19 protein-coding genes are annotated in these 21,044 nt (G+C 52.7%); 7 read left to right on the top strand and 12 right to left on the bottom strand.

From position 1 onward, the window contains the following. Positions 1 to 135 precede the first annotated feature (135 nt). From F556_RS0108860 to tnpB, 5 genes are all read right to left on the bottom strand, one after another. Complete coding sequence (locus F556_RS0108860; RefSeq protein ID WP_020616579.1) at positions 136 to 1,707, bottom strand: glycoside hydrolase family 43 protein; 1,572 nt, start codon at positions 1,705 to 1,707, stop codon at positions 136 to 138. Further along, positions 1,704 to 3,728, bottom strand: a complete 2,025-nt coding sequence (locus F556_RS0108865; RefSeq protein ID WP_020616580.1) for a YjhG/YagF family D-xylonate dehydratase — start codon at positions 3,726 to 3,728, stop codon at positions 1,704 to 1,706. Before F556_RS0108865 ends, F556_RS0108860 begins: the two co-directional genes overlap by 4 nt. Positions 3,729 to 3,756: 28 nt before the next feature. Further along, a complete protein-coding gene (gene gucD / locus F556_RS0108870; RefSeq protein WP_020616581.1) occupies positions 3,757 to 5,217 on the bottom strand; it encodes an alpha-ketoglutaric semialdehyde dehydrogenase GucD in 1,461 nt (486 codons plus the stop codon). A 28-nt stretch (positions 5,218 to 5,245) separates the two neighbouring features. After that, positions 5,246 to 6,121: a fumarylacetoacetate hydrolase family protein gene (locus F556_RS0108875; protein ID WP_020616582.1), complete on the bottom strand. Its 876-nt coding sequence runs from the start codon at positions 6,119 to 6,121 to the stop codon at positions 5,246 to 5,248. 557 nt (positions 6,122 to 6,678) lie between these two features. Beyond that, positions 6,679 to 7,767 carry an IS200/IS605 family element RNA-guided endonuclease TnpB gene (tnpB, locus tag F556_RS0108880; protein ID WP_020616583.1) on the bottom strand — a complete coding sequence of 363 codons (1,089 nt, stop codon included), beginning with the start codon at positions 7,765 to 7,767 and terminating at the stop codon, positions 6,679 to 6,681. 231 nt (positions 7,768 to 7,998) lie between these two features. On the opposite strand from tnpB, the gene F556_RS0108885 reads away from it, so the two are divergent. Beyond that, the gene (locus F556_RS0108885; protein WP_020616584.1) at positions 7,999 to 9,105 is read left to right on the top strand and encodes an AI-2E family transporter; all 1,107 of its coding nucleotides are present in this window, start codon (positions 7,999 to 8,001) and stop codon (positions 9,103 to 9,105) included. Positions 9,106 to 9,565: 460 nt separating this feature from the next. Here the strand turns inward: F556_RS0108885 and F556_RS0108890 are convergent, their stop codons facing one another. Continuing rightward, positions 9,566 to 10,189 (bottom strand): MBL fold metallo-hydrolase, encoded by a 624-nt coding sequence (locus F556_RS0108890; protein WP_020616585.1) that lies wholly within the window; start codon positions 10,187 to 10,189, stop codon positions 9,566 to 9,568. A gap of 25 nt (positions 10,190 to 10,214) precedes the next feature. Further along, positions 10,215 to 10,421 carry a hypothetical protein gene (locus F556_RS0108895; RefSeq protein WP_020616586.1) on the bottom strand — a complete coding sequence of 69 codons (207 nt, stop codon included), beginning with the start codon at positions 10,419 to 10,421 and terminating at the stop codon, positions 10,215 to 10,217. A 174-nt stretch (positions 10,422 to 10,595) separates the two neighbouring features. On the opposite strand from F556_RS0108895, the gene F556_RS0108900 reads away from it, so the two are divergent. After that, positions 10,596 to 10,916, top strand: coding sequence for a helix-turn-helix domain-containing protein (locus tag F556_RS0108900; protein ID WP_020616587.1), 321 nt, complete (start codon positions 10,596 to 10,598; stop codon positions 10,914 to 10,916). Between the two features lie 18 nt (positions 10,917 to 10,934). Here F556_RS0108900 and F556_RS0108905 read toward each other — a convergent pair whose 3' ends face one another. Beyond that, positions 10,935 to 11,432: a hypothetical protein gene (locus F556_RS0108905; RefSeq protein ID WP_020616588.1), complete on the bottom strand. Its 498-nt coding sequence runs from the start codon at positions 11,430 to 11,432 to the stop codon at positions 10,935 to 10,937. Positions 11,433 to 11,558: 126 nt separating this feature from the next. On the opposite strand from F556_RS0108905, the gene F556_RS0108910 reads away from it, so the two are divergent. Next, the gene (locus F556_RS0108910; protein ID WP_020616589.1) at positions 11,559 to 12,269 is read left to right on the top strand and encodes a hypothetical protein; all 711 of its coding nucleotides are present in this window, start codon (positions 11,559 to 11,561) and stop codon (positions 12,267 to 12,269) included. A 54-nt stretch (positions 12,270 to 12,323) separates the two neighbouring features. On the opposite strand, the gene F556_RS33600 is transcribed toward F556_RS0108910, so the two are convergent. Further along, on the bottom strand, positions 12,324 to 14,411 hold the full coding sequence (locus F556_RS33600; RefSeq protein ID WP_083937936.1) for a sensor histidine kinase: 2,088 nt from the start codon (positions 14,409 to 14,411) through the stop codon (positions 12,324 to 12,326). Between the two features lie 80 nt (positions 14,412 to 14,491). Between F556_RS33600 and F556_RS0108920 the strand changes: the two genes are divergently transcribed. From F556_RS0108920 to F556_RS0108930, 3 genes are read left to right on the top strand one after another with little or no spacing between them, the layout of a single operon-like run. Next, entirely contained in the window at positions 14,492 to 15,205 is a 714-nt protein-coding gene (locus F556_RS0108920) for a response regulator transcription factor (RefSeq protein ID WP_020616591.1), read from the top strand. Positions 15,206 to 15,209: 4 nt separating this feature from the next. Beyond that, the gene (locus F556_RS0108925) at positions 15,210 to 16,082 is read left to right on the top strand and encodes a class I SAM-dependent methyltransferase (protein ID WP_020616592.1); all 873 of its coding nucleotides are present in this window, start codon (positions 15,210 to 15,212) and stop codon (positions 16,080 to 16,082) included. After that, positions 16,079 to 16,825 carry an RluA family pseudouridine synthase gene (locus tag F556_RS0108930; protein ID WP_020616593.1) on the top strand — a complete coding sequence of 249 codons (747 nt, stop codon included), beginning with the start codon at positions 16,079 to 16,081 and terminating at the stop codon, positions 16,823 to 16,825. Before F556_RS0108925 ends, F556_RS0108930 begins: the two co-directional genes overlap by 4 nt. A gap of 833 nt (positions 16,826 to 17,658) precedes the next feature. On the opposite strand, the gene F556_RS0108940 is transcribed toward F556_RS0108930, so the two are convergent. Both F556_RS0108940 and F556_RS0108945 read right to left on the bottom strand, forming a co-directional pair. Then, on the bottom strand, positions 17,659 to 18,105 hold the full coding sequence (locus F556_RS0108940; RefSeq protein WP_245583038.1) for a GNAT family N-acetyltransferase: 447 nt from the start codon (positions 18,103 to 18,105) through the stop codon (positions 17,659 to 17,661). 57 nt (positions 18,106 to 18,162) lie between these two features. Next, positions 18,163 to 19,032 (bottom strand): AraC family transcriptional regulator, encoded by an 870-nt coding sequence (locus F556_RS0108945; RefSeq protein WP_020616596.1) that lies wholly within the window; start codon positions 19,030 to 19,032, stop codon positions 18,163 to 18,165. Between the two features lie 261 nt (positions 19,033 to 19,293). Between F556_RS0108945 and F556_RS0108950 the strand changes: the two genes are divergently transcribed. Continuing rightward, complete coding sequence (locus F556_RS0108950; RefSeq protein ID WP_026297189.1) at positions 19,294 to 20,475, top strand: hypothetical protein; 1,182 nt, start codon at positions 19,294 to 19,296, stop codon at positions 20,473 to 20,475. A 113-nt stretch (positions 20,476 to 20,588) separates the two neighbouring features. On the opposite strand, the gene F556_RS0108955 is transcribed toward F556_RS0108950, so the two are convergent. Continuing rightward, the gene (locus F556_RS0108955; protein WP_020616598.1) at positions 20,589 to 21,035 is read right to left on the bottom strand and encodes a MarR family winged helix-turn-helix transcriptional regulator; all 447 of its coding nucleotides are present in this window, start codon (positions 21,033 to 21,035) and stop codon (positions 20,589 to 20,591) included. Between the last annotated feature and the right edge of the window lie 9 nt (positions 21,036 to 21,044).

Raw genomic sequence — 21,044 nt, forward strand, 5'->3', positions numbered from 1 at the left:
GACCGAATCTTATACATTCAAGCTTAATATAAACATAGAGTAGAATCAAATGTACGTCCTCATGTACCGAAAAACGCAAATAGCAGCAGAGCGATTCTCGCGCTTTGCTGCTGTTTGCTTGTATAGTGCTCTGCCCTATTCCAGCTCTGTGTAACGGAAATAATCGAAATCGGCATGCAACCGGGTACCCGTCGTATCCTGCACGCAGATGCCAATGTAATTGCCTGTAAACCGGATATAATCCGCTTCATCGCTAAGATGGCTCACATCCAGTTCCGGACCGATTGCTGTCCAATCCACCGACCCTTCCTCTGCATAAAAGAATTGTGCGATATGCCGCTGAATCACGACCTTCAGCCGGCAAGCTCCTGCCTCTGCGATCGAGACCTCTGGGCTCATGATTTCCTCGCAAGTGCCGTTCACAGATTGGAAGATGTTCAGGCAGCGGCCAAGTTCATCATCCCGACTCACTCTGAGATAGACATAATCCTTGGTATCGTAATATAGAATCAGACCCGCCATCTGAGGATAATGAGACGGCTGAAATTCGACCGAGGTCTCGGCTTCACAAGCCATGGCCTGTTGCCTGCGCGCAACGATGCTCTGGCGGTTAATCGAAATCGGCGACTCTTGACCATACAGTCTCAAATATCCAGGGCGTTCGGTTAGTGACAGCCAATCAGGTGATGCAGGAATCCGCAAGGTATTCCATTGCAGTCCCAATGTGTGAGCGTCGAAGTCATCGGTGTCAGGCTCCTTTGGGAACGGATGGAGCGGCAGATCAGGCGGCTGCACCTCCAGCTTCGGTGAAGCGTCGTCGCCTTCGACACGCAGCCAGCCATCCTCTGTCCAGTAGCAGCGTTGGATCGCTGTCTCCCTGCCCAGCATGCACAACTGGTCCTTCACCGGACGGCCGACCAGATGAACCATGTACCATTCCCCACTTTGCGTCTCCACCAGATCGGCATGACCCGCCTTTTGCAATGTCAATTCAGGCTTGCCCGAGGAGGTCAGAATCGGATTCTCGGGATCAATCTCGTAGGGCCCCTCGAGGTTCCGTGAGCGCGCCATCGTTACCTGATGATCATAACGGGTTCCCCCTTCGGCCGTTAACAGATAGTAATACCCGTCCCGTTTGTACACATGCGGCCCTTCGGTCAAGCCGCTCGCGGTCCCCTCAAAAATATTGCGGACCGGACCGATCAGTTTGCCTTCTTCCACCGAGTATTCCTGCAGCAGAATACCTCCGAACGGGTGATTGCCCTGCCGGTGATCCCACCTCATGTTAAGCAGCCATTTGCGCCCGTCCTCATCATGAAACAGGGAGGGGTCAAAGCCGCTGCTGTTCAGGTAGATTGGCTCAGACCAAGGGCCCATAATATCGCTGGCCGTCACCAGATAATTGTGGGTGTCCTTGAACTTGCCCATACGGCTCTTGACGTCAGTATAGATGAGATAGAAGATTCCATCATGATAGCTCAGACAAGGTGCCCATACGCCTCCGGAGTCAATCGTGCCGGCCAGCTGAATATGCGAGCTGCGCGTCAGTGCGTATGTCAGCGGCCGCCAGTTGACCAAATCCTTGGAATGATGAATGAGTACGCCGGGAAACCACTCAAAGGTGGAGGTGGCAATGTAATAATCATCCTCTACGCGAATAATGGATGGGTCAGGATGAAATCCCCTCAAGATCGGATTCTGAATCACGTCCGTTTCACTCCTCCCGGCTCAGGTAGGCCGCTCATAATCGTTTGTCCCTCTGGGGTACGCATCCCCGCTTCCAACAACCCGACAATCCGGTCCACATCGTACACACAGCCCCGCCATGTGCCGCCGCTCGCTGCTTGCAGAGCTGCCCAGAGCCGCGTATCATCAGGCAGGTCGGGATCCTTGGCCAAGCCAGGATGCGGCGTACGCAAGGCGAGCTCCAGGCTGCCCTGGGCAGCATCCTCTGGCTGCTCGCCGCTGCCTACCATATCGACGCGGCCTTCCAGCTTCAGCAGATCGATGTGGATATCGATCCAATCCCCGTCTCGAAGCTTGCCCACCGGTCCGCCAGCGAGCGCTTCGGGTCCGATATGGCCGATACATGCGCCAGTGGATACGCCCGAGAAACGTGCATCCGTGAGCAGGGAGACTTGCTTGCCGTAAGACAAATGCTTCAGTGCGGATGTCAGCTGATACGTCTCTTCCATGCCCGTGCCGGATGGCCCGCGCCCAATCAGTACCAGAACATCTCCGGCCGCAATGCCTTTAGTTTTGATCGCACGTATTGCGGCTTTCTCCGTCGTGAACACCTTCGCCCGGCCGACATGGCGGTACACACCGCTCTCATCCACCATTGAGGGATCGATCGCCGTTGACTTGATCACCGAGCCCTCTGGCGTGATGTTACCTACCGGGAAGGTAACGGTAGAAGTGAGACCCGCCACCCGAGCACGCTCGGGGCTAAAGATGATGCGATCCGGGTCGACGCCTTCCTGTTCCAGCAGGTGCTTACGCATCCGATGGCGGCGTTCCGAGTTTTCCCACCAATCCAGTGTCTCGCCAATAGTCTGGCCCGTAACCGTAAGCGCTCTCTCTTCCAGCACACCCAACTTCCTCATATGCAGCATGACCTCGGGTACACCACCTGCCAAAAAGGCACGTACGGTAGGATGAGGCTCCGGCCCGTTCGGAAGAACACTTACAAGACGCGGTACCTCACGATTCACTTCCGCCCAATCCGCTACTGTAGGCATATGTCTGCCCGCAGCATGAGCAATGGCAGGGATATGCAGCAGCAGATTGGTTGAGCCGCCAAAAGCAGCATGAACCGCCATCGCATTGCGGATGGCCTGATCCGTGATGATCTGTCCCGTGGTGATCCCTTGCTCCGCCATATGCAGCGCTGCTCGAGCGGATTGGCGCGCCATTTCTTCCCAGACCGGCTGTCCCGAAGGCGCAAGTGCCGCATGCGGTACGGTCATACCCAGTGCCTCAGCTACTACTTGAGCTGTGCCGGCCGTGCCAAGGAACTGGCATCCGCCGCCAGGTGTTGCACAAGCCCGGCATCCCAGGTCTGCGGCTTCCTCCAGCGTCAGCTCGCCATTCGTATAACGCGCGCCGATCGTCTGGATTTTGCCCGCATCCTCGCCATTGGTCGGCGGCAGCGTGACACCGCCTGGCACGATTATGCCAGGCAAATTCGTCATCCCCGCCAGTGCAATCATCATGGCCGGCAAGCCCTTGTCGCAGGTCCCCACTCCGAGAACAGCCGAGCGCAGGGGCAAAGAGCGAATGAGCCGTCGCAGCACCATCGCAGCGTCATTGCGGTAAGGCAGCGAATCGAACATGCCTGTCGTACCCTGCGAACGGCCGTCACACGGATCGCTGACAAACCCTGCAAACGGGATATCGCCGCTGCCGCTAATTTCCTCTGCGGCGGCTTTCATTAGCAAGCCGACCTCCCAGTGTCCGGTATGATAGCCGAGGGCCACCGGGGAGCCATCCTCATCACGGATGCCGCCCTGGGTGCCCAGGATCAGAACCTGCCGGCCGAGCAGCTTGCCAGGGTCCCAGCCCATGCCTACATTTTGTGATAATCCAAACAGATCGCCGCTTGGCGCATCCGTCAGCATCTCCGGGGTCAGCGGCAGCGAACCGCTTGGCCCGGGAGCATGGGTATAAATATTGAAATAGTCCTTGTCGTTGCTGTCACCCATAATTGTTGCAAATGCGGTATTCATGCCTGCCCCTTCCTCTCTCGAATGCGATTTAAGGCTTGATGAACACAGTTTTAATGGAGGTGTAGAATTCGATGGCGGCCTGTCCCTGTTCTCTGGAATGAGAGCTGGACTGCTTCATGCCGCCAAACGGCGCCTGCAGCTCGACTCCTGCCGTCTCGGCGTTGACGCGTACCAGTCCGGCATCCATATCCTGAACAAAGGCGAGCACATTGCCGATGTTCTGCGTATAGATGGACGCGCTCAGGCCATAGTCTGTATCGTTGGCCAGTTCAATCGCCTCGTCGATGTCCTGTGCTTCAATCAGCGCCAGAACCGGGCCAAAGATTTCTTCCTGGGCAATGGACATGCGAGAGGTAACGCCGTCAAAAATGGCAGGCGTCACATAGAAGCCGTTGGACAGCTCGCCCTGCTCCAATCGCTCCCCGCCATGCAGCAGAACAGCGCCTTCGTCTACACCTTTTTGGATATAGGATAATACCGTTTCCATTTGTTTCTCATTCGCGCACGGTCCGAGCCAGGTGTCAGCCGCCAGACCATCGCCGACCTTCAGCTCCGCGACCTTCTCGAGCAATCTCGTTTTGAACGCTTCATAGATTCCCTTGACCACGATAACCCGGCTGGTGGCCGTGCACTTCTGGCCTGTCGATTTGAGTCCGCCGCTAATTGTCGCATCCACTGCCAGCTCAAGATTAGCATCCTCCGCAATGATAATCGGGTTCTTGCCGCCCATCTCCAGCTGATATTTGGCCCCTCTCGCCAGCGCCGCCTGACCAACCTGCTTGCCCACGCCATTCGACCCTGTGAAGGTAATGCCGTTGATATCCGGATGCTCGGCAATGCCCTGGCCAATAACAGAGCCGCTGCCAACCACCATGTTCAGCACACCTGGGGGGAATCCGGCGTCATGGAAGCATTGGGCAATTTTGGCTGCAGTCACCGACGTTTCCGTAGCTGGCTTCCATACGACTGTATTGCCGTAGATAAGAGCTGGTGCCATCTTCCAGATGGGAATGGCTACCGGGAAGTTCCATGGGGAGATGACGCCGACAGTACCCAGCGGTGAACGCGTCGTATACATGAAGGCTTCCGCATCGGTTGCAGGGATGACGTCGCCCACTTTGCGCATGCCCTCACCGGCATAATAACGAAGAATCGCTACGCCGCGTGCGGTCTCGCCCTTCGCTTCTGGCAGCGTTTTGCCCATCTCACGCGTCATCGTTTCACCGATCTCGTCGGTGCGGCTCTCCAGAATATCTGCCGCTTTGAATAACAGTGCCCCGCGCTGCGAACCCGCCAGCTTCCGCCAAGCCCGCTGAGCAGATTTTGCAGCGGCGACCGCTGCATCCAAATCTTCTTTTGATGAATTAGGGATCAGCCCCACAATCTCCTGCCGGTTAGCCGGGTTGATGCTTGTCTGTGTACCGTTCTGTGGAGTGCTCCACTCCCCATTAATAAAGTTACCATAGGTTGGCGTGTTTTCGTTTGCCATTTTGATCATCCTTTCTATCCGTTTATGGTTATGCCCATTTGGCAGTATTAGTCAACGTTCCGATGTCTGTAATTTCAATCTCGATCACATCATTCTCATCCAGTGTAAATTGATTCGGAGGCACAACACATGTACCGGTCAGCAGGACAGTTCCGTCGAAAACCACATTATCCCGGTGCAGATAAGATGCCAGTTCCTCCAGTTTGCGCTTCAGTTGACCGGTGCTTGCTGATTCATCCACCACTTTCTCCCCGTTACGGAAAATTCGGCAGCTGATCTCCAACTGATACGGGTCCTGCGTCGCATCTGCCAGACGGATAGCGGGGCCGATGGAACAGGATTGCTTCCATACCTTGGCCTGTGGCAGGTAAAGCGGATTCTCGCCTTCAATGTCCCGACAGCTCATATCGTTGCCTACCGTATATCCCAGGATCTCGCCTTCCCGATTCAGTACCAGACCAAGCTCAGGCTCGGGAACCTGCCATTTGGAATCATTGCGCAAGCAGACTGCATCCCCCGGTCCCACCGTCCGAGCAGCGGTAGACTTCATGAACAATTCTGGCCGCTCCGCATCATATACTTTGTCATAAAAGGTTGAAGCGTCTAATTTGCCGCCTGTCGCCTCGTAATTTCTCGCTTCCTTGCTGCGTTGGTACGTTACACCTGCTGCCCATACCTCTGGAGCTTCAATCGGTACCAGCAGCTCAAGTGTCTTCCAGTCAACGGCTTGCGGTGTCGAGCTCTGGACCAGCTGCTCCGCGGCTTGAAGTGGCGTTACGCCCTCCTCACGGGCTCTGTTTACAAAAGATATAAAGTCTGAATCCTTGATCGGATACAGGGCGTCTTCATCGGTTACGGCAGCCAAACGAACGGCTGAGCCGTCGCGGTAACGAATAATTCTCATGGGATATCGCTCCTTCTAAGTAAAAGTTTCAGGCTGTTGAAGAGAAAAGCCTACAGTCACGGATCGATCTTCCGATCGCTGTTGTCCCCAGGTTTCTTTGATTCTTACCCTTTAAGGGGTGAAATCCGGGGAAGCATATGCTTTCGAAGTTAGCTTTTCTGTGAAAAGCTTTCAGGCGAACGTTACGCAGCTTATGCTTCCGAAGTCGCTTTCTTTCAGAAAGCGTTGACCAGATTCGATTCCGTGCCTCTCCGGCCATTTTTCAAATGCCTGAGATATATTTGAATCTAATAATCATAGCGCTTTCATAACGACCAGGTTAGCTAAGTGAATAACCTATTACATATTCCTTTCTCAATTTTTGTTTTATATTATAAAACGATGTTCTGTATTATACAGATAGATAATAGCAAAAACATGATTGGAAGTCTACCCCTTGAACACTCCCGCCACCTGCCTAAAGGCTGAGGTGGGGGATTCTTGGGTTGTTGCTCCTTCTGGAGCAAAGATGACCAAGCGATCCCTGCGGTTCCCGCAGTTCTATTCGGAGGCCGAGACTAGACGGCCATTTCTTTAATATTCTGCGCGGCATTCCCATCCCGGTCGTGCCAGGTCTGGCAGCCGCCGCATTCCCATTCGCGGACGCTCAGGTCTCTAACCGCTGTATGGATGGCCCCGCAGATGTGACAGGTTTGGCTCGTTGGGACGAAGGTGGGCACTTCCTTGATCGTGCGTCCATACCACTCAGCCTTGTAATGCAACTGTCGACTCATCTCACCCCATGGTGCGTCTGCGATATGCTTTGCCAGCTTCCGGTTCTTCATCATACTCATAATGCGCAAGTCTTCGAGGCAGATCGTTTGGTTTTCACGTATCCACTTCGTCGTATGCTTGTGCAGCGCATCGTGACGACTGTTCCGTATCTTCTCATGAAGGCGAGCCACCTTGCGCTTCGCATGGTTCCAGTTGCTACCGCCTCTTGTGCGGCGGGCCATCCGGCGTTGCCAGATCGCCAATTGCTTTTCATAGCGGCGCGTATGCCGAGGATTATCAATCACTACGTCATCGGAGGTAACGGCCAGGTGCTTGATGCCGACATCGATTCCCACCGCTTGCTCACAGACCGGTAGCGGCTGGATGTCTACTTCACTTACGAGCGAGACGAACCATTTGCCACTGGGGGCAAGACGCACCGTAGCTGAGAGCAGACGGCCCTCCACCTCGCGTGACTTGGCAAATCGGACCGCACCCAGCTTGGGAAGTTGAATCGTGTTTCCTTTGACCGCGATATTCCCGTTCGTATATCTTGTGGTGTAGCTTTGAACCGGATGCTTCCGACTCTTGAAACGCGGGGCCTGATTCTGCTTCTTGAAGAAACGCTGAAAGCCGTCTGCCACGTGGCGAACGGAAGATTGTAAGGCGATGCTGTCCACTTCTTTGAGCCAGGGCAAGGCTTGCTTGAGCCCTGGGAGCTGCGTAGCACAAGCGTTGTAGGACAACCCCTTGCCCGTCGTTTCATACGTTTCCTTCCACGCGGCAAGGAAATGATTAAAGACAAAGCGAGCGAATCCCAACGTTCTCCGCATCTGCGTTTCTTGCTCTGGCGAGGGATAGAGCCGAAACTTATATGCTTTATGTCTTAGCATGGCCCGACACCGCCCTTTACCAAAAGTCTATACCCCAATTATAGCACATACGTTCCTATTCGAATACAACAAAAAGCACCGATTCATCCCCCGCTTTTAGAAGACGGGAGTATTCTCGGCATTACTGATAAAACAAAAACAAGCTTGCACGAGTTTGGTTTTGAGGTGTTCGGGTTATTACTTGGATATAAAGCATTACGTATGCACTATGGAGGAATGGGAGGACTCTGGATGCAAGTCGGAACGTTTTATCGCGCATGCATCAGTATTATTCTGATCCTGCTCATCATCTATCTGCTGCATAAAGTTCAATTTTTGTTTGAACCGCTTGTGCTGGCATTTAATATCGTGCTTATGCCGATCCTGTTCTCCATTTTCTTCTATTATCTTCTGCGTCCGATCGTTGGACGGCTGCAAAAGTGGAAAGTGCCCCGTGCAGTCGGGATACTTTTGATTTATGCAGTACTCGCGGGCCTTCTGGTATTGTTCTTCTTCCTGGTATGGCCAACGTTGCAGAAGCAGACGTATGACTTCGTGAACAGTCTGCCTCAGCTGGCAAATGATGTGCGTCAGCAGATCAACCAGCTGCAAGATCAGGAGCTGTTCCAAGGCGTAAATCTCAATGACTCTTCATTGACCGACCGATTGACGGATTACCTGTCAGACGCGATTAATTACGTCTCGGATTACATATCCGGTGCTGTGTCTTTTATTACGACATTCGCGATTGTGATCGGTACCGCCCCGATTCTGCTCTACTACATGCTGAAGCAGGATCGCGCAGGCTGCCGCAAGCTGATTCGGAGCATGCCGAGAAACTGGCGTCACGAGGCACGCAAGACACTGCTGGAGATCGACCGCATCCTAAGCGAATTCATCTTGGGACGGGTACTGCTCTGCTTCCTCTTGGGAGCGATGATGTATGGAGGATTCCTGCTTGTTGGTCTGCGTTACTCCTTACTGCTGGCCATCTTTGCCGCAATCGTCAACCTGATTCCTTATATCGGTCAGCTTATCGGAATGGTGCCTGTCGTTATCGTTGCCTTTATCGATTCGCCGACCACCGTGATTTGGGTACTGCTCATCAATCTCATTGCCCAGAACGTCGAGAGCAATCTGCTGGGACCGCATATTTACGGACGCAAGCTGGACATTCATCCTGTCACGACCATTCTGACGATTCTGATTGCTGGGTCGATTGGCGGCATTGTCGGGATCATGACTGCTATTCCGCTGTATATGATCACCAAAGTACTTGCCAAGAAACTATACAACTTTCTGATTCATCGGCGAGACCGACTACCTGAAGGATCAGATCCACCTTCGGCACCGACTTAAGAAACTTTAATGTCTATGAGGGCTGACCACACGGCATAATGCCAAGGGTCAGCCCTATCTTATGTCCGCATACAAAAACCGGCCTTCCGCACATATGCGAAAGGCCGGTTATATTCAGCGCGTGCTAATGCCGCGCTCGCTCACCGGAGTGGATCTCCGGTGGACTACTTGCAGAATAACCTCAGTAGAAGCTAAGTCTTGCGTCTAAAGCTAACACGAAATCATTGAAAAACCTAAAACAACGAAAGCCCTTCCTCTCTTCCATCCTTGCGGCTCCGAAGACCGCGCCAGTGAGAATCAGGCATGTATATATCCATCCACTATATATATCCAAAGTTCGTAACGATTATTCAATGCAAGCAGTAGGAATGTAGACCAAAAGAAAATGCCTAACATTCATCCGTATAATCATAGCATAACTGAAAGGAATATGTCAAGACTTGGGACGTGGTCGTATCAGTCAGCCTGCAAAAGGTTCATCATGACCGGGAATAATAAGGTCCGGCGCGAGCCTCTTGACCTCTTCAATCGTCTGCTTCGCCAGTTCCTGATTCTCTGAGATGGGATGTACTTCACCGTGCGCGTAATATTCCCGTGCCAGCACTGCGTCCGCCGCAATGAGCACCCTTTGACCAGAACCGGCTTGCCGGAATAGAACAGATGTATGGCCAAGTGTATGACCTGGGGTCTGCACGATTTGTAAACCCGGAGCAATCTCGGCCGCCTCTATCGGGACAAACTGTTCAAAAATATCCTCGTCCACTGCCGGGACGCGCTCCTTCCAATTGGTCAGCTCCTGCTCCGGCACAAGCCAGCGCGCGTTAGGGAAGCGCCGGATATTGCGATAATGATCGGGATGCAGATGCGTCACATAGACGATATGGATATCATCTGGTTCGACTGCTGCCTCCTTCAAGGCATCCATCAGTAGAGTCTCTCGCCAACCTGGATCAATCAGTACCTGCAAGCCGTGACCACTGAGCAGCGTAGTCGAGCATATGATGTCCCGCTTCTCATCCGGATAACGGAACTTGTTCGTGGATAACTGGCCGGTAATCAATAGGTTATAGTCGTATTCATGCATGATGGATATCCCTCACTTTCGTTTATCAGTACGCGAAATCGGAAGATTGATTAGGCAGACGGTATCCTTGTTTACAAAAGCGGCACGTCAGTACCAATCCGCTGTCCAGCACCATCACTTGCAGTCTGTCGTCATCCTCCGGCTCCATAATTTCCCGCTCTTGGTCATCATTCATGCCTGTCCCGAAAAAGGCAACCTGGTTGCCGCAATCGCATACAAAATTCAGTTTCATCTAGCATTCTCCTCCTTCTATTTTCATCTATTTGGTCGTATTTTCGACTTCCCTGGCAGGCAGGGCTTGACAATGATACAATTTGTATCATAAATTAAAAGTAATCGTTTCATTTCGACCCCCTGGGGGTTGATCAAGCATCACTATCCGACAGTAGGTAAGGAGTCCGCCGATATGACGATGGGAGATCGTTTGAGAGAGTTGAGGTTACGCAAAAAGCTGTCACAGGAGGAAGTGGCCCGGCACATCGGTATTACACGCTCCGCATACAGCCACTATGAGATTAATAATCGTCAGCCTGTTTACGAGACCTTGATCAAGCTGTCGGTATTCTTTCAGGTATCGCTTGATTACATCATCGGTGGTGAATCGATCCGGGAAGAACAGATGACCGCCGATACCCTGGAGGTCATCCAGCTCTTCAATACGATGAACAAGGATCAGCGCAAACAATCGATTAGCAGAATGCGCGAGTTGATTGCCCAGAATGAATAGTCGGCATCATGCGATCACTCAGCCCTCTGTGCCTTCAAAGAAGTCGAGACTGGCGATCATTCGGTCCACTTGATCCCGATTCGTCTCGTAATATGCCGTAGATGCCGTTATATCCAAATTATACTGTATCCGGTCATCCAGGATAAATACTACCTGTAGATTAGTCGTATTGTTATCCTTCGTTACGAATAGATTGGCGTCTCGGTCATTATCCAGCGTAGTAGGCTCGGACTGTGACAAATCGGGCGCCATTTCTTCATTAAAAAGAGAGGCATAGGCGAGCACGGTAACTTCGTCCCCATGCGTGATCTGAACGCCGTCGCCGTTGTCCGATTCCTTGCCGAGCTCCCACGCTGCCGGGTAATCCACCGTAAATCCGAATCGGCTATTGCTGTACGTTGACCATTCCTCATTGGTCGGTTTGTTCTCCTCAGTTGAGCCCTCTTCCTCTCCACTACAAGCTCCCAACAGCAACAACATACTTAACGCAAGGATTAACCATCGACCCATCTTCATTATTTTCCCTCCTGTTCGGCTGGTATGAGCGATTATACACGTCCTTGTAACGATTCAACAAATAAATGGAACTCATTCCGGGTCTTCCTTGTCTAATCCATATACACAGACAAAGGAGTGGTACCGATGAACAAAAGAAAACTGAAGTTTGGAGCAGCAATCCTCCTCATGTCCGTCATGCTGGCGGCATGCGGTCAAAATGAAGCACCAGCAGGTGAATCCAGCGGAGCAGGCAATACGCCCACGAATCCCCCGGTGAATCAGGAAGAGCCACCAGCAGACAATGGGAACGAGGCACCGAATGAAGCAACCGATCCAGTCGATGACACCAATGGCGAAGAACCGGATTGGGGCGATGAAGGTATGCCTCCAACCGCTCTGGAGTCAGCCACAACGGTATTGAGAGCACTAAAGAGCGGGAACATGGAGACGGTAGCGAATTGGGCTCACAAAGATAAAGGCGTGCGCTTCTCGCCTCATGGCACGGTGAATGTGGAGACAGACCAGAATATTGACGCTGATGAACTTGCCGGCCTGATGTCTGATGATGAGACCAGGGTCTGGAGCAGCGCTGGCGATGGTCAGGATGCTATTGAAATGACCTATGCCGAGTATCATGAGCAATATGTCTATGACAAAGATTATGAGGCGGTTGAGCCTACTGAAAACGAAACCCAAGCCGATTCGATCGGCAACTTGCTGGAGGTATACCCGGCAGATGAATACTCTTATGTGGAATACTATGCTGCTGACGGCTCGAGCCTAATCCGGCTAGTATTCGAGAAAATCGGTCCTGATCATGCGCTCGCGGCAATTATTCACGACCAGCAATCTTAATGCTGGACCCAAGACCCTCATGCCTGTATTCCGGGCTGAGGGTCTTCGCCATGGTTAGATGCTCATCCACTCTGCTGCAGGCAGCTCGATGACGAACTTCGTGCCGACGCCCATTGTGCTCTCTACACTAATGACGCCGTCATGCGCATCAATAATTTCTTTGACAATGGCCAGCCCAATGCCGCTTCCTTGACGATTGCCGGCATGTCGGCCAGTACTGAAAAACCGTTCAAAAATATGCGGCACATCTTCTTCCGGAATGCCGGGGCCCGTATCCTGCACCCCTACAATCAGGGAGGATTGCTCCGCTGCATATTGAAAGCTGAGCTGGAGCGTGCCGCGGTCCTGCATATGGCCCAGTGCATTATAGATCAAGTTGGACATGACCTGCTCCATCCGAAAACGGTCGAGCAAGAGCAGGATGTGCTCGCTATCCGCCGTATGATCCTGCTGTTCCAGCAGCACCGAGCACTCGAAGCCGATCCCCCTGCTCTCGACATCCAGCTGATACAGCTCAACCAACTCATCGATCCATTTGGCTAATGTCAGTTGTTCTTTGTGAAATTGCACGACGCCCGCTTCGAACTTCGATAACTCGAATAGTTCATGAATGAGCCGGTTCAAACCACCGACCTTGCTTAGCATCATGCGTACATAGCGATCCCGTTGCTCGGGCTCGGTTACCACTCCGTCTTGCATGGCTTCCAGATAGCCTTGAATCAGCGTCATCGGTGTACGGAGATCATGCGAGATATTACTCAATAACCGGGTACGGGAGGTTTCCATTTTCTCAAGCTCCTGATGTGTCTTCTCCAGCTTGGCGTGGGACGCCTGCAGCTCCTCTGTACGCTCGACGATCCGCTCCTCCAGACTGGCATTAAGTGATTTGACTTCAGCGGATACATGCTCCACTCTCGACAAGGCATTGGAGAATCGGGTGGAGATGATGAAGGACTGCATCATGATGACGAAGAACAACCCCACCGGTACCAGATCGCTCACCTTGGACCATTCATTATAAAACGCCATGTCGTTGAGTATGGTCAGAACGAATACGGTGATGCCAATTAACACGTACACCGCACCAGCGCGCTTGTTGCGAACCGCCTGGAGCAGGACATACAGAATATATAGCGAGACAAAAACGACCAGCAGCTGAAAGACGGGCAACAGACGGGTATAGAGCAATGCTGAGGAAAACAGCACCGTCGAACATAGCAGAACCGCGCAGCCGATCAGCCATTTGAGAAACCGGGTTGAGGATTCCTTTGGAAACAGATAATACACATATAAATAGCTGGACAGTGCTGACAAGGCAAACGCGGAATATTCCATCTTCATGCCAGTCTCCCAGCTAATTGACGGGAACCATTGCATCAGATAGGCGTTGCCGGTAACGATCATGCGCATGCCCACCAGCAGACATAAGAGGCCGAAGTACAACGTGAACTTCTCCTGCCGCCGTAGAGCATAAAGACCGAGATGATAAAAACCCACCATGGCCAGACTGCCGAAAATAATCATATGATTGACGGTATCCATCGTCTGATAGCGCATGATTTCCTCACTGCCGCCAATGAGAAAATCAACCCAGATGCCGCCTTTGCGGTGATGATAATTAGCGATCTGGATGACGAGTTCATGCTCTTCCCGATCATTCACGAACATGACCAGACCCGGATATTGCTCAGGAACAGCCTCCTCCCTGCTCTGACCGACTTGTCCGCGCTCTGCCAACAGCTTTCCATCAACCCACAGCTTATAGGAGCTAAACACATTAGGGACGCGCAAGGCCAGAATATCCTGGTCCAGCGTCGTCGTAAACTGCAAGCGGTATGTACCATAGCCTTGACCGTCATGAAGGTCGTTTTCCGATTTATAACTGTTCCACGATCCGGGCACCTGAACCAGCTGTTTGTTGTGACTATTCCAGTCTGCGCCAGGTTCAATCAGACGATGACTGTAGAACTCCCATACTCCGCCAAGGCTGGACAGCTCATGACCGCTTGCGAACAAGCCCGTCAGATCAGCACGTCCTTCAACTGCCTTTAAGTCGGCTTTTTCGGAGAGGTGCATGCAGCCCGCGAGACTCATAATGACCAGGACTAACGCAACCGAGCTCCATATTCTTCGTAATACCACGTAAAACGACCTCCAAAAGCGATTGCTTCGTGATCACTGCATTCGTTATAATAGCGTAGAGAAAGTGAGGGGAACGAATCGTGAGCAACGCGCGTATTCTTGTCGTTGACGATGAACCCGACATTACCGAGTTAATCGAACTCTATCTGACCCGTGAAGGGTATGAAGTGCATACGGTGGACAACGGAACGGACGCCCTGACTCAAGCCGGGGCGCTGCAACCTGATCTTGTGCTGCTCGACATCCAGATCAAACCATTTGATGGCCTGCAAATTTGCAGGGAGATCCGGCATTTTTCTTCCGTACCGATTATCTTTGTCAGCTGTAAAAGCGACGATACCGACATTATACACGGATTATCTATTGGCGGCGATGATTATATCACCAAGCCCTTCAGTCCCCGGCAGCTGGTAGCCAGGGTCAAGGCTCAATTGAGGCGTCAGGCTTTCCATAACGGCCATGCCGAAGAAGCTGCCACCCGTGACTCGGTGTTAATGCATGGCGACCTGTCTATTGATTTGGAAGCTCACACTACCCATATCAATGGTAAGCCGGTGAATCTCTCCACCAAGGAGTTTCATCTGCTCACCCATTTTGTACAGCATCCGAACAAAGCCTTTCACCTGGACCACCTCTATGAGCTGATCTGGGGTACGGATAGTGCCGGGGATACGCGTACCATTATGGTACATATCAGCAACCTGCGCAAAAAGATCGAACCCGACCCGGCCAATCCCATCTATATCGTGACGGTACGCGGTGTCGGCTACAAATTCATCGGCAAGGAAGGATAGACACATGTATATTGCTAATCAATGGACGGATTATGAGCTGCTGGATACTGGCGGCGGAGAAAAACTGGAGCGTTGGGGAGATATTATCCTCAGACGCCCGGACCCACAGATCATTTGGCCGCTGGCCAAGGAGAGCGCACCGTGGAAGCAGGCCGACGGCCACTATCACCGGAGCTCTGCCGGCGGAGGCCAGTGGAGTTTCCGCAAGCAGCTGCCCGAATCCTGGACGATCTCGTATGGTCCGCTGCGTTTCCGTATTCAACCAACCAACTTCAAGCATACCGGACTGTTTCCCGAGCAAGCGGTCAACTGGAGCTGGATGATGGAGAAGATTCGGCAAGCCGGCCGCCCGATCCGCGTACTGAACTTGTTTGCCTACACCGGCGGCGCGACAGCTGCCGCCGCAGCCGCCGGAGCGGAGGTCTGCCATGTGGACGCGGCCAAGGGAATGGTCCAATGGGCCAAAGACAACGCTCGCCTGTCGGGTCTGGCGGACAAGCCCGTGCGCTACATTACCGATGACGTCTTCAAGTTCGTGCAGAAGGAGCAGCGGCGTGGTCGTCAGTACGATGCCATCATTATGGATCCCCCGTCCTATGGACGCGGCCCCAATGGTGAGACCTGGAAGCTGGAGCAGAACCTCTACCCGTTTTTGGAGTCATGCATGAGCATCCTGTCGCCAAATCCGCTGTTTATTCTAATTAACTCCTATACAACTGGCTTGTCTCCGTCGGTGCTCCACAATCTGCTGCACATGACTGTCAGCCGCCAGCACGGCGGGGAGATTCATTGCGGTGAGATCGGACTGCCGATCACACACTCGGGGCTTCACCTGCCGTGCGGTATTCTGGGCCGCTGGGAGGCGAAGGATCGTTGAGCGGATATCAAGGAGATGCCGGTACGGACATCCAGGTGCTCTACGAAGATAACCATCTGCTTGTCGTGAGCAAGCCGCCCGGTATTCCCTCACAGGAGGATGAGAGCGGAGATCCGGACATGCTGACCCTGCTCAAGGCCGATCTTAAGGAGCGCTACAACAAGCCCGGCAACGTCTTCTTGGGCCTGGTGCATCGCCTGGATCGTCCGGTTGGCGGAGCGATGCTGTTCGCCAAGACCTCCAAGGCGGCTTCTCGTTTGTCCGATGCGGTCCGCAGTCGCAGCTTCGGCAAGACCTATGCCGCTGTGCTGGCTGGCGTACCCGCCTCGACTAGCGGCAGCTTGCGGCATTATTTGCTCAAGGACAAGAGCACGAATACCGTGCGGGCGTTTGACCGCCCGGTTGCCGGAGCCAAGGAGGCCTTGCTGGATTACACGGTGGTGGCCGCCGGTTCAGGCTGCGCGCTGGCAGCTGTCCGTCTCCACACAGGGCGGTCCCACCAGATCCGCGTCCAGATGGCTCAGCTCGGCTGCCCGCTCGCCGGGGATCGCAAGTATGGCGGATCCTCCGGCGGGGGCAACGCGGTCGTGCCCGAGATTGCCCTCTGGTCGACCTCGATCAGCGTCGCTCACCCGGTGACCAGGGAGCCACTAGTGATTCGCTCCCAGCCGCCCCAGAATGGCGCCTGGACGCTCTGGTCCCCGGAGCAGTTGACTAGGGCCTCCGAGCACTACCTGCCCTGAGCAGACTACCGAGCACGGCCAGAGATGATCCCTCGGGCCGTGCTCTTTTCTGCATCAAGGGCATCAAGGCACTAGCCGAGCGTGTCCGAGCTTCCTTGGCATGCCCCGGCTGGGCGCCTCACCCTGCTCCAACGAAAGAAACGTTTCGCTATAGCACCACCCACCGTGCCGTACGCCCCTCCGAGTAAACTTTATATACTTACAGCCACCATCAGGGCAGTTGTAGCCGCTTCTAAGTAAGTTTTCTATACTTACAGCCACCGCCAAGCCGATCCCAGCCACCTCTAAGTAAACTTTCTATACTTGCAGCCACCACCAGGACGGTCCCAGCTGCTTCTAAGTAAGTTTTCTATACTTACAGCTATCGCCAAGCCGATCCCAGGCACCTCTAAGTAAACTTTCTATGCTTGCAGCCAACACCAGGACGGTCCCGAGCACCTCATGCTGCTCCAACGAAAGAAACTTGCCTTGCAGACTCCGAACATACACTTCACGCCGCTCCAACGAAAGAAACTTGCCTTACAGCCCCCGAACAGGCACCTCACACTGCTCCAACGAAAGAAACTTGCCTTACAGACTCCAAACATACACTTCACGCCGCTCCAACGAAAGAAACTTGCCTTACAGCCCCCGAACAGGCACCTCATGCCGCTCCAACGAAAGAAACTTGCCTTGCAGACCCCGAGCATGCACCTCACACTGCTCCAACGAAAGAAACTTGCCTTGCAGCCGCAAGTCGGCATATAGAAAACGCAAAAAGGGGCAGCCAGTTCGTCAGCTAACTCTGACTTTCCGGTACGCCCCTCATTCAACTACTCAAACAACTAACCCCGCTACCAGTGCTTCTCCATTGCCTCGTCGCATCGAGAAAATCCGTTGCGTTCGTAAAAATCCACACTTGTGCTGCTCGGCCACACGAGTAGAAACTCCACTTCCTGATCCTTGGACCACGTCTCCATTGCTTGCTGCAGACGACTGCCGATGCCTTGGCCCCGGAAGGCCGGACGCGTATACACGTTGGTCACATAGCCAAAGTAAGGATCAGGCGATTTGCCAGGTCTGGGCACCTTATGAATCAACTGCAAATACATATGGGACACCAGCATGCCATCCTCCTCCGCAACAAAAATGTGCCAATTCCCGCCAGCCAGTGCTTCTACCAGAAACGTCTTGCATGTTGCATGAAATGTCTCAAACTCCGACGCTTGGTCTTGGTTATCCTCGTGGGAGAAATCCCATCGCATTTCAACCAGATCATCCACGTCCCTTAAACTAGCCAACCGTATCGATACCATTGTTCACCGCTCCCTCTAACAACCACATGCACGCCGAAGTATCTAATCCGCCTTCTGTCGTACGGGAATCCACACTTCACAGATGGATTCTGTCTTTGTTTCATCTGTCCAATAATACTTCTCCATACAAGGCCCTTCTACTTGCTCAAAACTGGCCGAAGGGAACCACTCCGCATATATGCGATGCCACACCTTGGTGATTTCTAAGCCAAGTTCATCGTCTTCCAGAGCTTTCTCACGGCTTTCAAAAACCGCATAGGTCTGCGCAGGTAACTGGAGCGTGGTCAGGCCCGGGAACGCCTTACTCTCTTCTTTTATTTGCGCCCCCATCAGATAACGCCTGCTCCCCTCTTCACGGAAGTCATAATGGTAACCATTCAGCAAGGCGTCGCTTTCTCGGCCCAGCGCTTTGTTTATTGCAGCAATCGTACCGTCCCGCCAAATACGCTCTACAAAAGTCGGAATTTCCGAATAGGGATCATGCTCAATAAGGACATCTTTGCCTACCACCTGTGCAGGAACGCTCTCTACCATGCGTAAATTCATTTCGGTATCTCCTTTGATCTGGATTTGAAAGGAGAGACGCGGAAACGCTTTGAGCTTCACATTTCCTTTTTTAGCAGCAGTCGGTGTCACACCATGCATCCGCTGAAAGGCTTTGGCAAATGCCTCAGGACTCTCGTAACCATACTTTAGCGCAATATCGATAACTTTAGCGTCGCCTCCCGCCAAGGCCTCTGCGGCAAGCGTCAGTCTGCGGTTGCGTATATAGGCAGATACGGTAAACCCAGTTAGAGCATGAAACATCCTTTGGAAATGATACTTAGATGACATCGCTGCCTTGGCAATCTCATCCATAGTCATATTCGATTCGATATGCCTTTCGACGTAATCGATAGCTTGCTTAAGCATTCTCAGCGCCTCTATTCCGCTCCACTCCTTTCTTTTCCAGTGTAGAAGAACTAGACCTGAGCTTCCTGACCGGGAGTGCTATGTTTTGTCTATTATGGATAAAAAATTTTAAATGCCTTTGCGCGCCATAATGACGATGCATCAAGCGCTTTCACACCAGTTGCCCCTTCGTTTTAATGTAGCAAATTAAGGTTATGTATACGAGAGTTTTCTAGATGAGCCTTGGAAAAGGCCGAATACCTACACGTAAGGAGAGTTCAGATGAAAAAAACAGCACTCATTCCACTCACTCTTGCCGCATTGTTAGTCGCCGCCTGCGGGAACGACAATGCAACGAATCCAGTCGATGCAGAAAACACCAGCGTGAACACTCCCACTCCTGACAATTCAACCGAAAATGCTAGCCCAGCCGATAACGAGACTAACGAATCAACTGGCTCCGGGGGGAACTACAGTGAAGTAGAAGCCATTCCTATAGACGGCCACCTCTCCTCTACGGTTTTCACTATGTCCGCTGATGGTAACACGCTCGTATGGGGGGAACAAGACAAAAGGTTCGACAACGCCTCCCGCATCAAGCTCTGGATGGATGGCGCTCATGAAGAGCTCGACTTGCCTGATAACAATCTGGACTACATGTCGATCTCGAATAATGGCAAATTAGTACGTGGCAAAGCCGACTGGGACCTGCCCGTCGAAGAACGGCACGCCATTCTCGAATACGATCCGGCAACCGGCGAGACGGTCGAATACGTCATGAACAATGATTGGGATAAGGTGATCACACCTGCACGTTCCAATTATATGGAGGAACCACATATGTACTATTCAACACTGGAAAATTCAGATGAGCAGTTGGTTGTCTTTTATTGGGATCTGGCAACGGATGAGGTGAGAGACATCGACCTGACAGAGTTGGTACGCACCGAAACCGAAGAAGAACTCCTCTCCTACCCAAGGCTTGCCATTACCAAGGATCAAACCGAATTGATCGGGTTGGCGTTTGACGTAGGCATATTCCGCTATAATCTCGAAACGGAAGAAGCCGAGTTTGTCTATACCACAGATAATATATTCGCAAATAACGAGAAATCCCAAACCCGAGTTTTGACTCCTGACGATCGTTATGTTCTGTACGCAACATTCGATGAGGAGGATCAGATGACGCAGCACGCGTTCGACCTGGAAACCGGCGAATCCGCTGAGATCGGGATGGGCATTACCACTTACCCGCTACAAGACGGAAGGGTTATGCTGGTGGATTACGATGAGGTGTTCCATCGATATGATCCGGCTACTGGCGAGCTGGATACGGTCCATACGCCCGAGTTGACAGACGATGATCGTATCTCCGGGTTTACGGTGAGCGCGGACGGTTCGACGATCGCTTATGTCATCCGAGGCGAAGGCAACGAATCCACCTTGCATATTATGAAGCAGTAACCCTTAACCGCCGCGGACCCGTTGCTACGATAGCAACGGGTCCGCGGCGGACTTTCTATATGTGCAATGGCTTGTCCCCCACAGGAGACGATGCAGTCTTCGACGATCCGCCCTTAAACGGCAGAGTTGATCTGAGCCTTGGCGCGAGACTCGTCAGCATAGACAACCTTGCCGAGCAGATAAACAAGCAGCTGTTGATTGTGTACTGACAACCCGTCCAACGCATCGTTAATGTAAGCCTCTCTCAAATCCATACCTCGCTTGGCCTCCCGGTGACCCTTCTCAGTCACGGTTACCCAGACGATCCGGCGGTCTGCCTGATCCCGGCTGCGCGTGATGAGGCCGCCCCGCTCCATCCGGTCCAGCAGTGTAGTGATTGCGGCGGGTGTCGTATTCAGGTATTGCAACAGATCTGAAGGCTTCATCGGCTCGTGCTGCAGCATTAACTCCAGCACATTTAACTGGCCTTCTGTCAGGTGAGGCGCCAGGGCATCCTCCAGATACAGCTTCCATTCCTTTGAGAACTTCGTCCATAATCGAGTGAACTCTGCGGCGTGCATGTTCTCCAC

It is taken from the genome of Paenibacillus daejeonensis DSM 15491 (assembly GCF_000378385.1).
GTDB lineage: Bacteria > Bacillota > Bacilli > Paenibacillales > Paenibacillaceae > Paenibacillus_D > Paenibacillus_D daejeonensis.

Bases quoted from the DNA above. Each gene is read 5' to 3' on its own strand.
- F556_RS0108865 (WP_020616580.1), bottom strand. From the start codon at position 3,728: ATGAATACCGCATTTGCAACAATTATGGGTGACAGCAACGACAAGGAC.
- gucD (WP_020616581.1), bottom strand. From the start codon at position 5,217: ATGGCAAACGAAAACACGCCAACCTATGGTAACTTTATTAATGGGGAG.
- F556_RS0108875 (WP_020616582.1), bottom strand. From the start codon at position 6,121: ATGAGAATTATTCGTTACCGCGACGGCTCAGCCGTTCGTTTGGCTGCC.
- tnpB (WP_020616583.1), bottom strand. From the start codon at position 7,767: ATGCTAAGACATAAAGCATATAAGTTTCGGCTCTATCCCTCGCCAGAG.
- F556_RS0108885 (WP_020616584.1), top strand. From the start codon at position 7,999: ATGCAAGTCGGAACGTTTTATCGCGCATGCATCAGTATTATTCTGATC.
- F556_RS0108890 (WP_020616585.1), bottom strand. From the start codon at position 10,189: ATGCATGAATACGACTATAACCTATTGATTACCGGCCAGTTATCCACG.
- F556_RS0108895 (WP_020616586.1), bottom strand. From the start codon at position 10,421: ATGAAACTGAATTTTGTATGCGATTGCGGCAACCAGGTTGCCTTTTTC.
- F556_RS0108900 (WP_020616587.1), top strand. From the start codon at position 10,596: ATGACGATGGGAGATCGTTTGAGAGAGTTGAGGTTACGCAAAAAGCTG.
- F556_RS0108905 (WP_020616588.1), bottom strand. From the start codon at position 11,432: ATGAAGATGGGTCGATGGTTAATCCTTGCGTTAAGTATGTTGTTGCTG.
- F556_RS0108910 (WP_020616589.1), top strand. From the start codon at position 11,559: ATGAACAAAAGAAAACTGAAGTTTGGAGCAGCAATCCTCCTCATGTCC.
- F556_RS0108925 (WP_020616592.1), top strand. From the start codon at position 15,210: ATGTATATTGCTAATCAATGGACGGATTATGAGCTGCTGGATACTGGC.
- F556_RS0108945 (WP_020616596.1), bottom strand. From the start codon at position 19,032: ATGCTTAAGCAAGCTATCGATTACGTCGAAAGGCATATCGAATCGAAT.
- F556_RS0108950 (WP_026297189.1), top strand. From the start codon at position 19,294: ATGAAAAAAACAGCACTCATTCCACTCACTCTTGCCGCATTGTTAGTC.
- F556_RS0108955 (WP_020616598.1), bottom strand. From the start codon at position 21,035: ATGCACGCCGCAGAGTTCACTCGATTATGGACGAAGTTCTCAAAGGAA.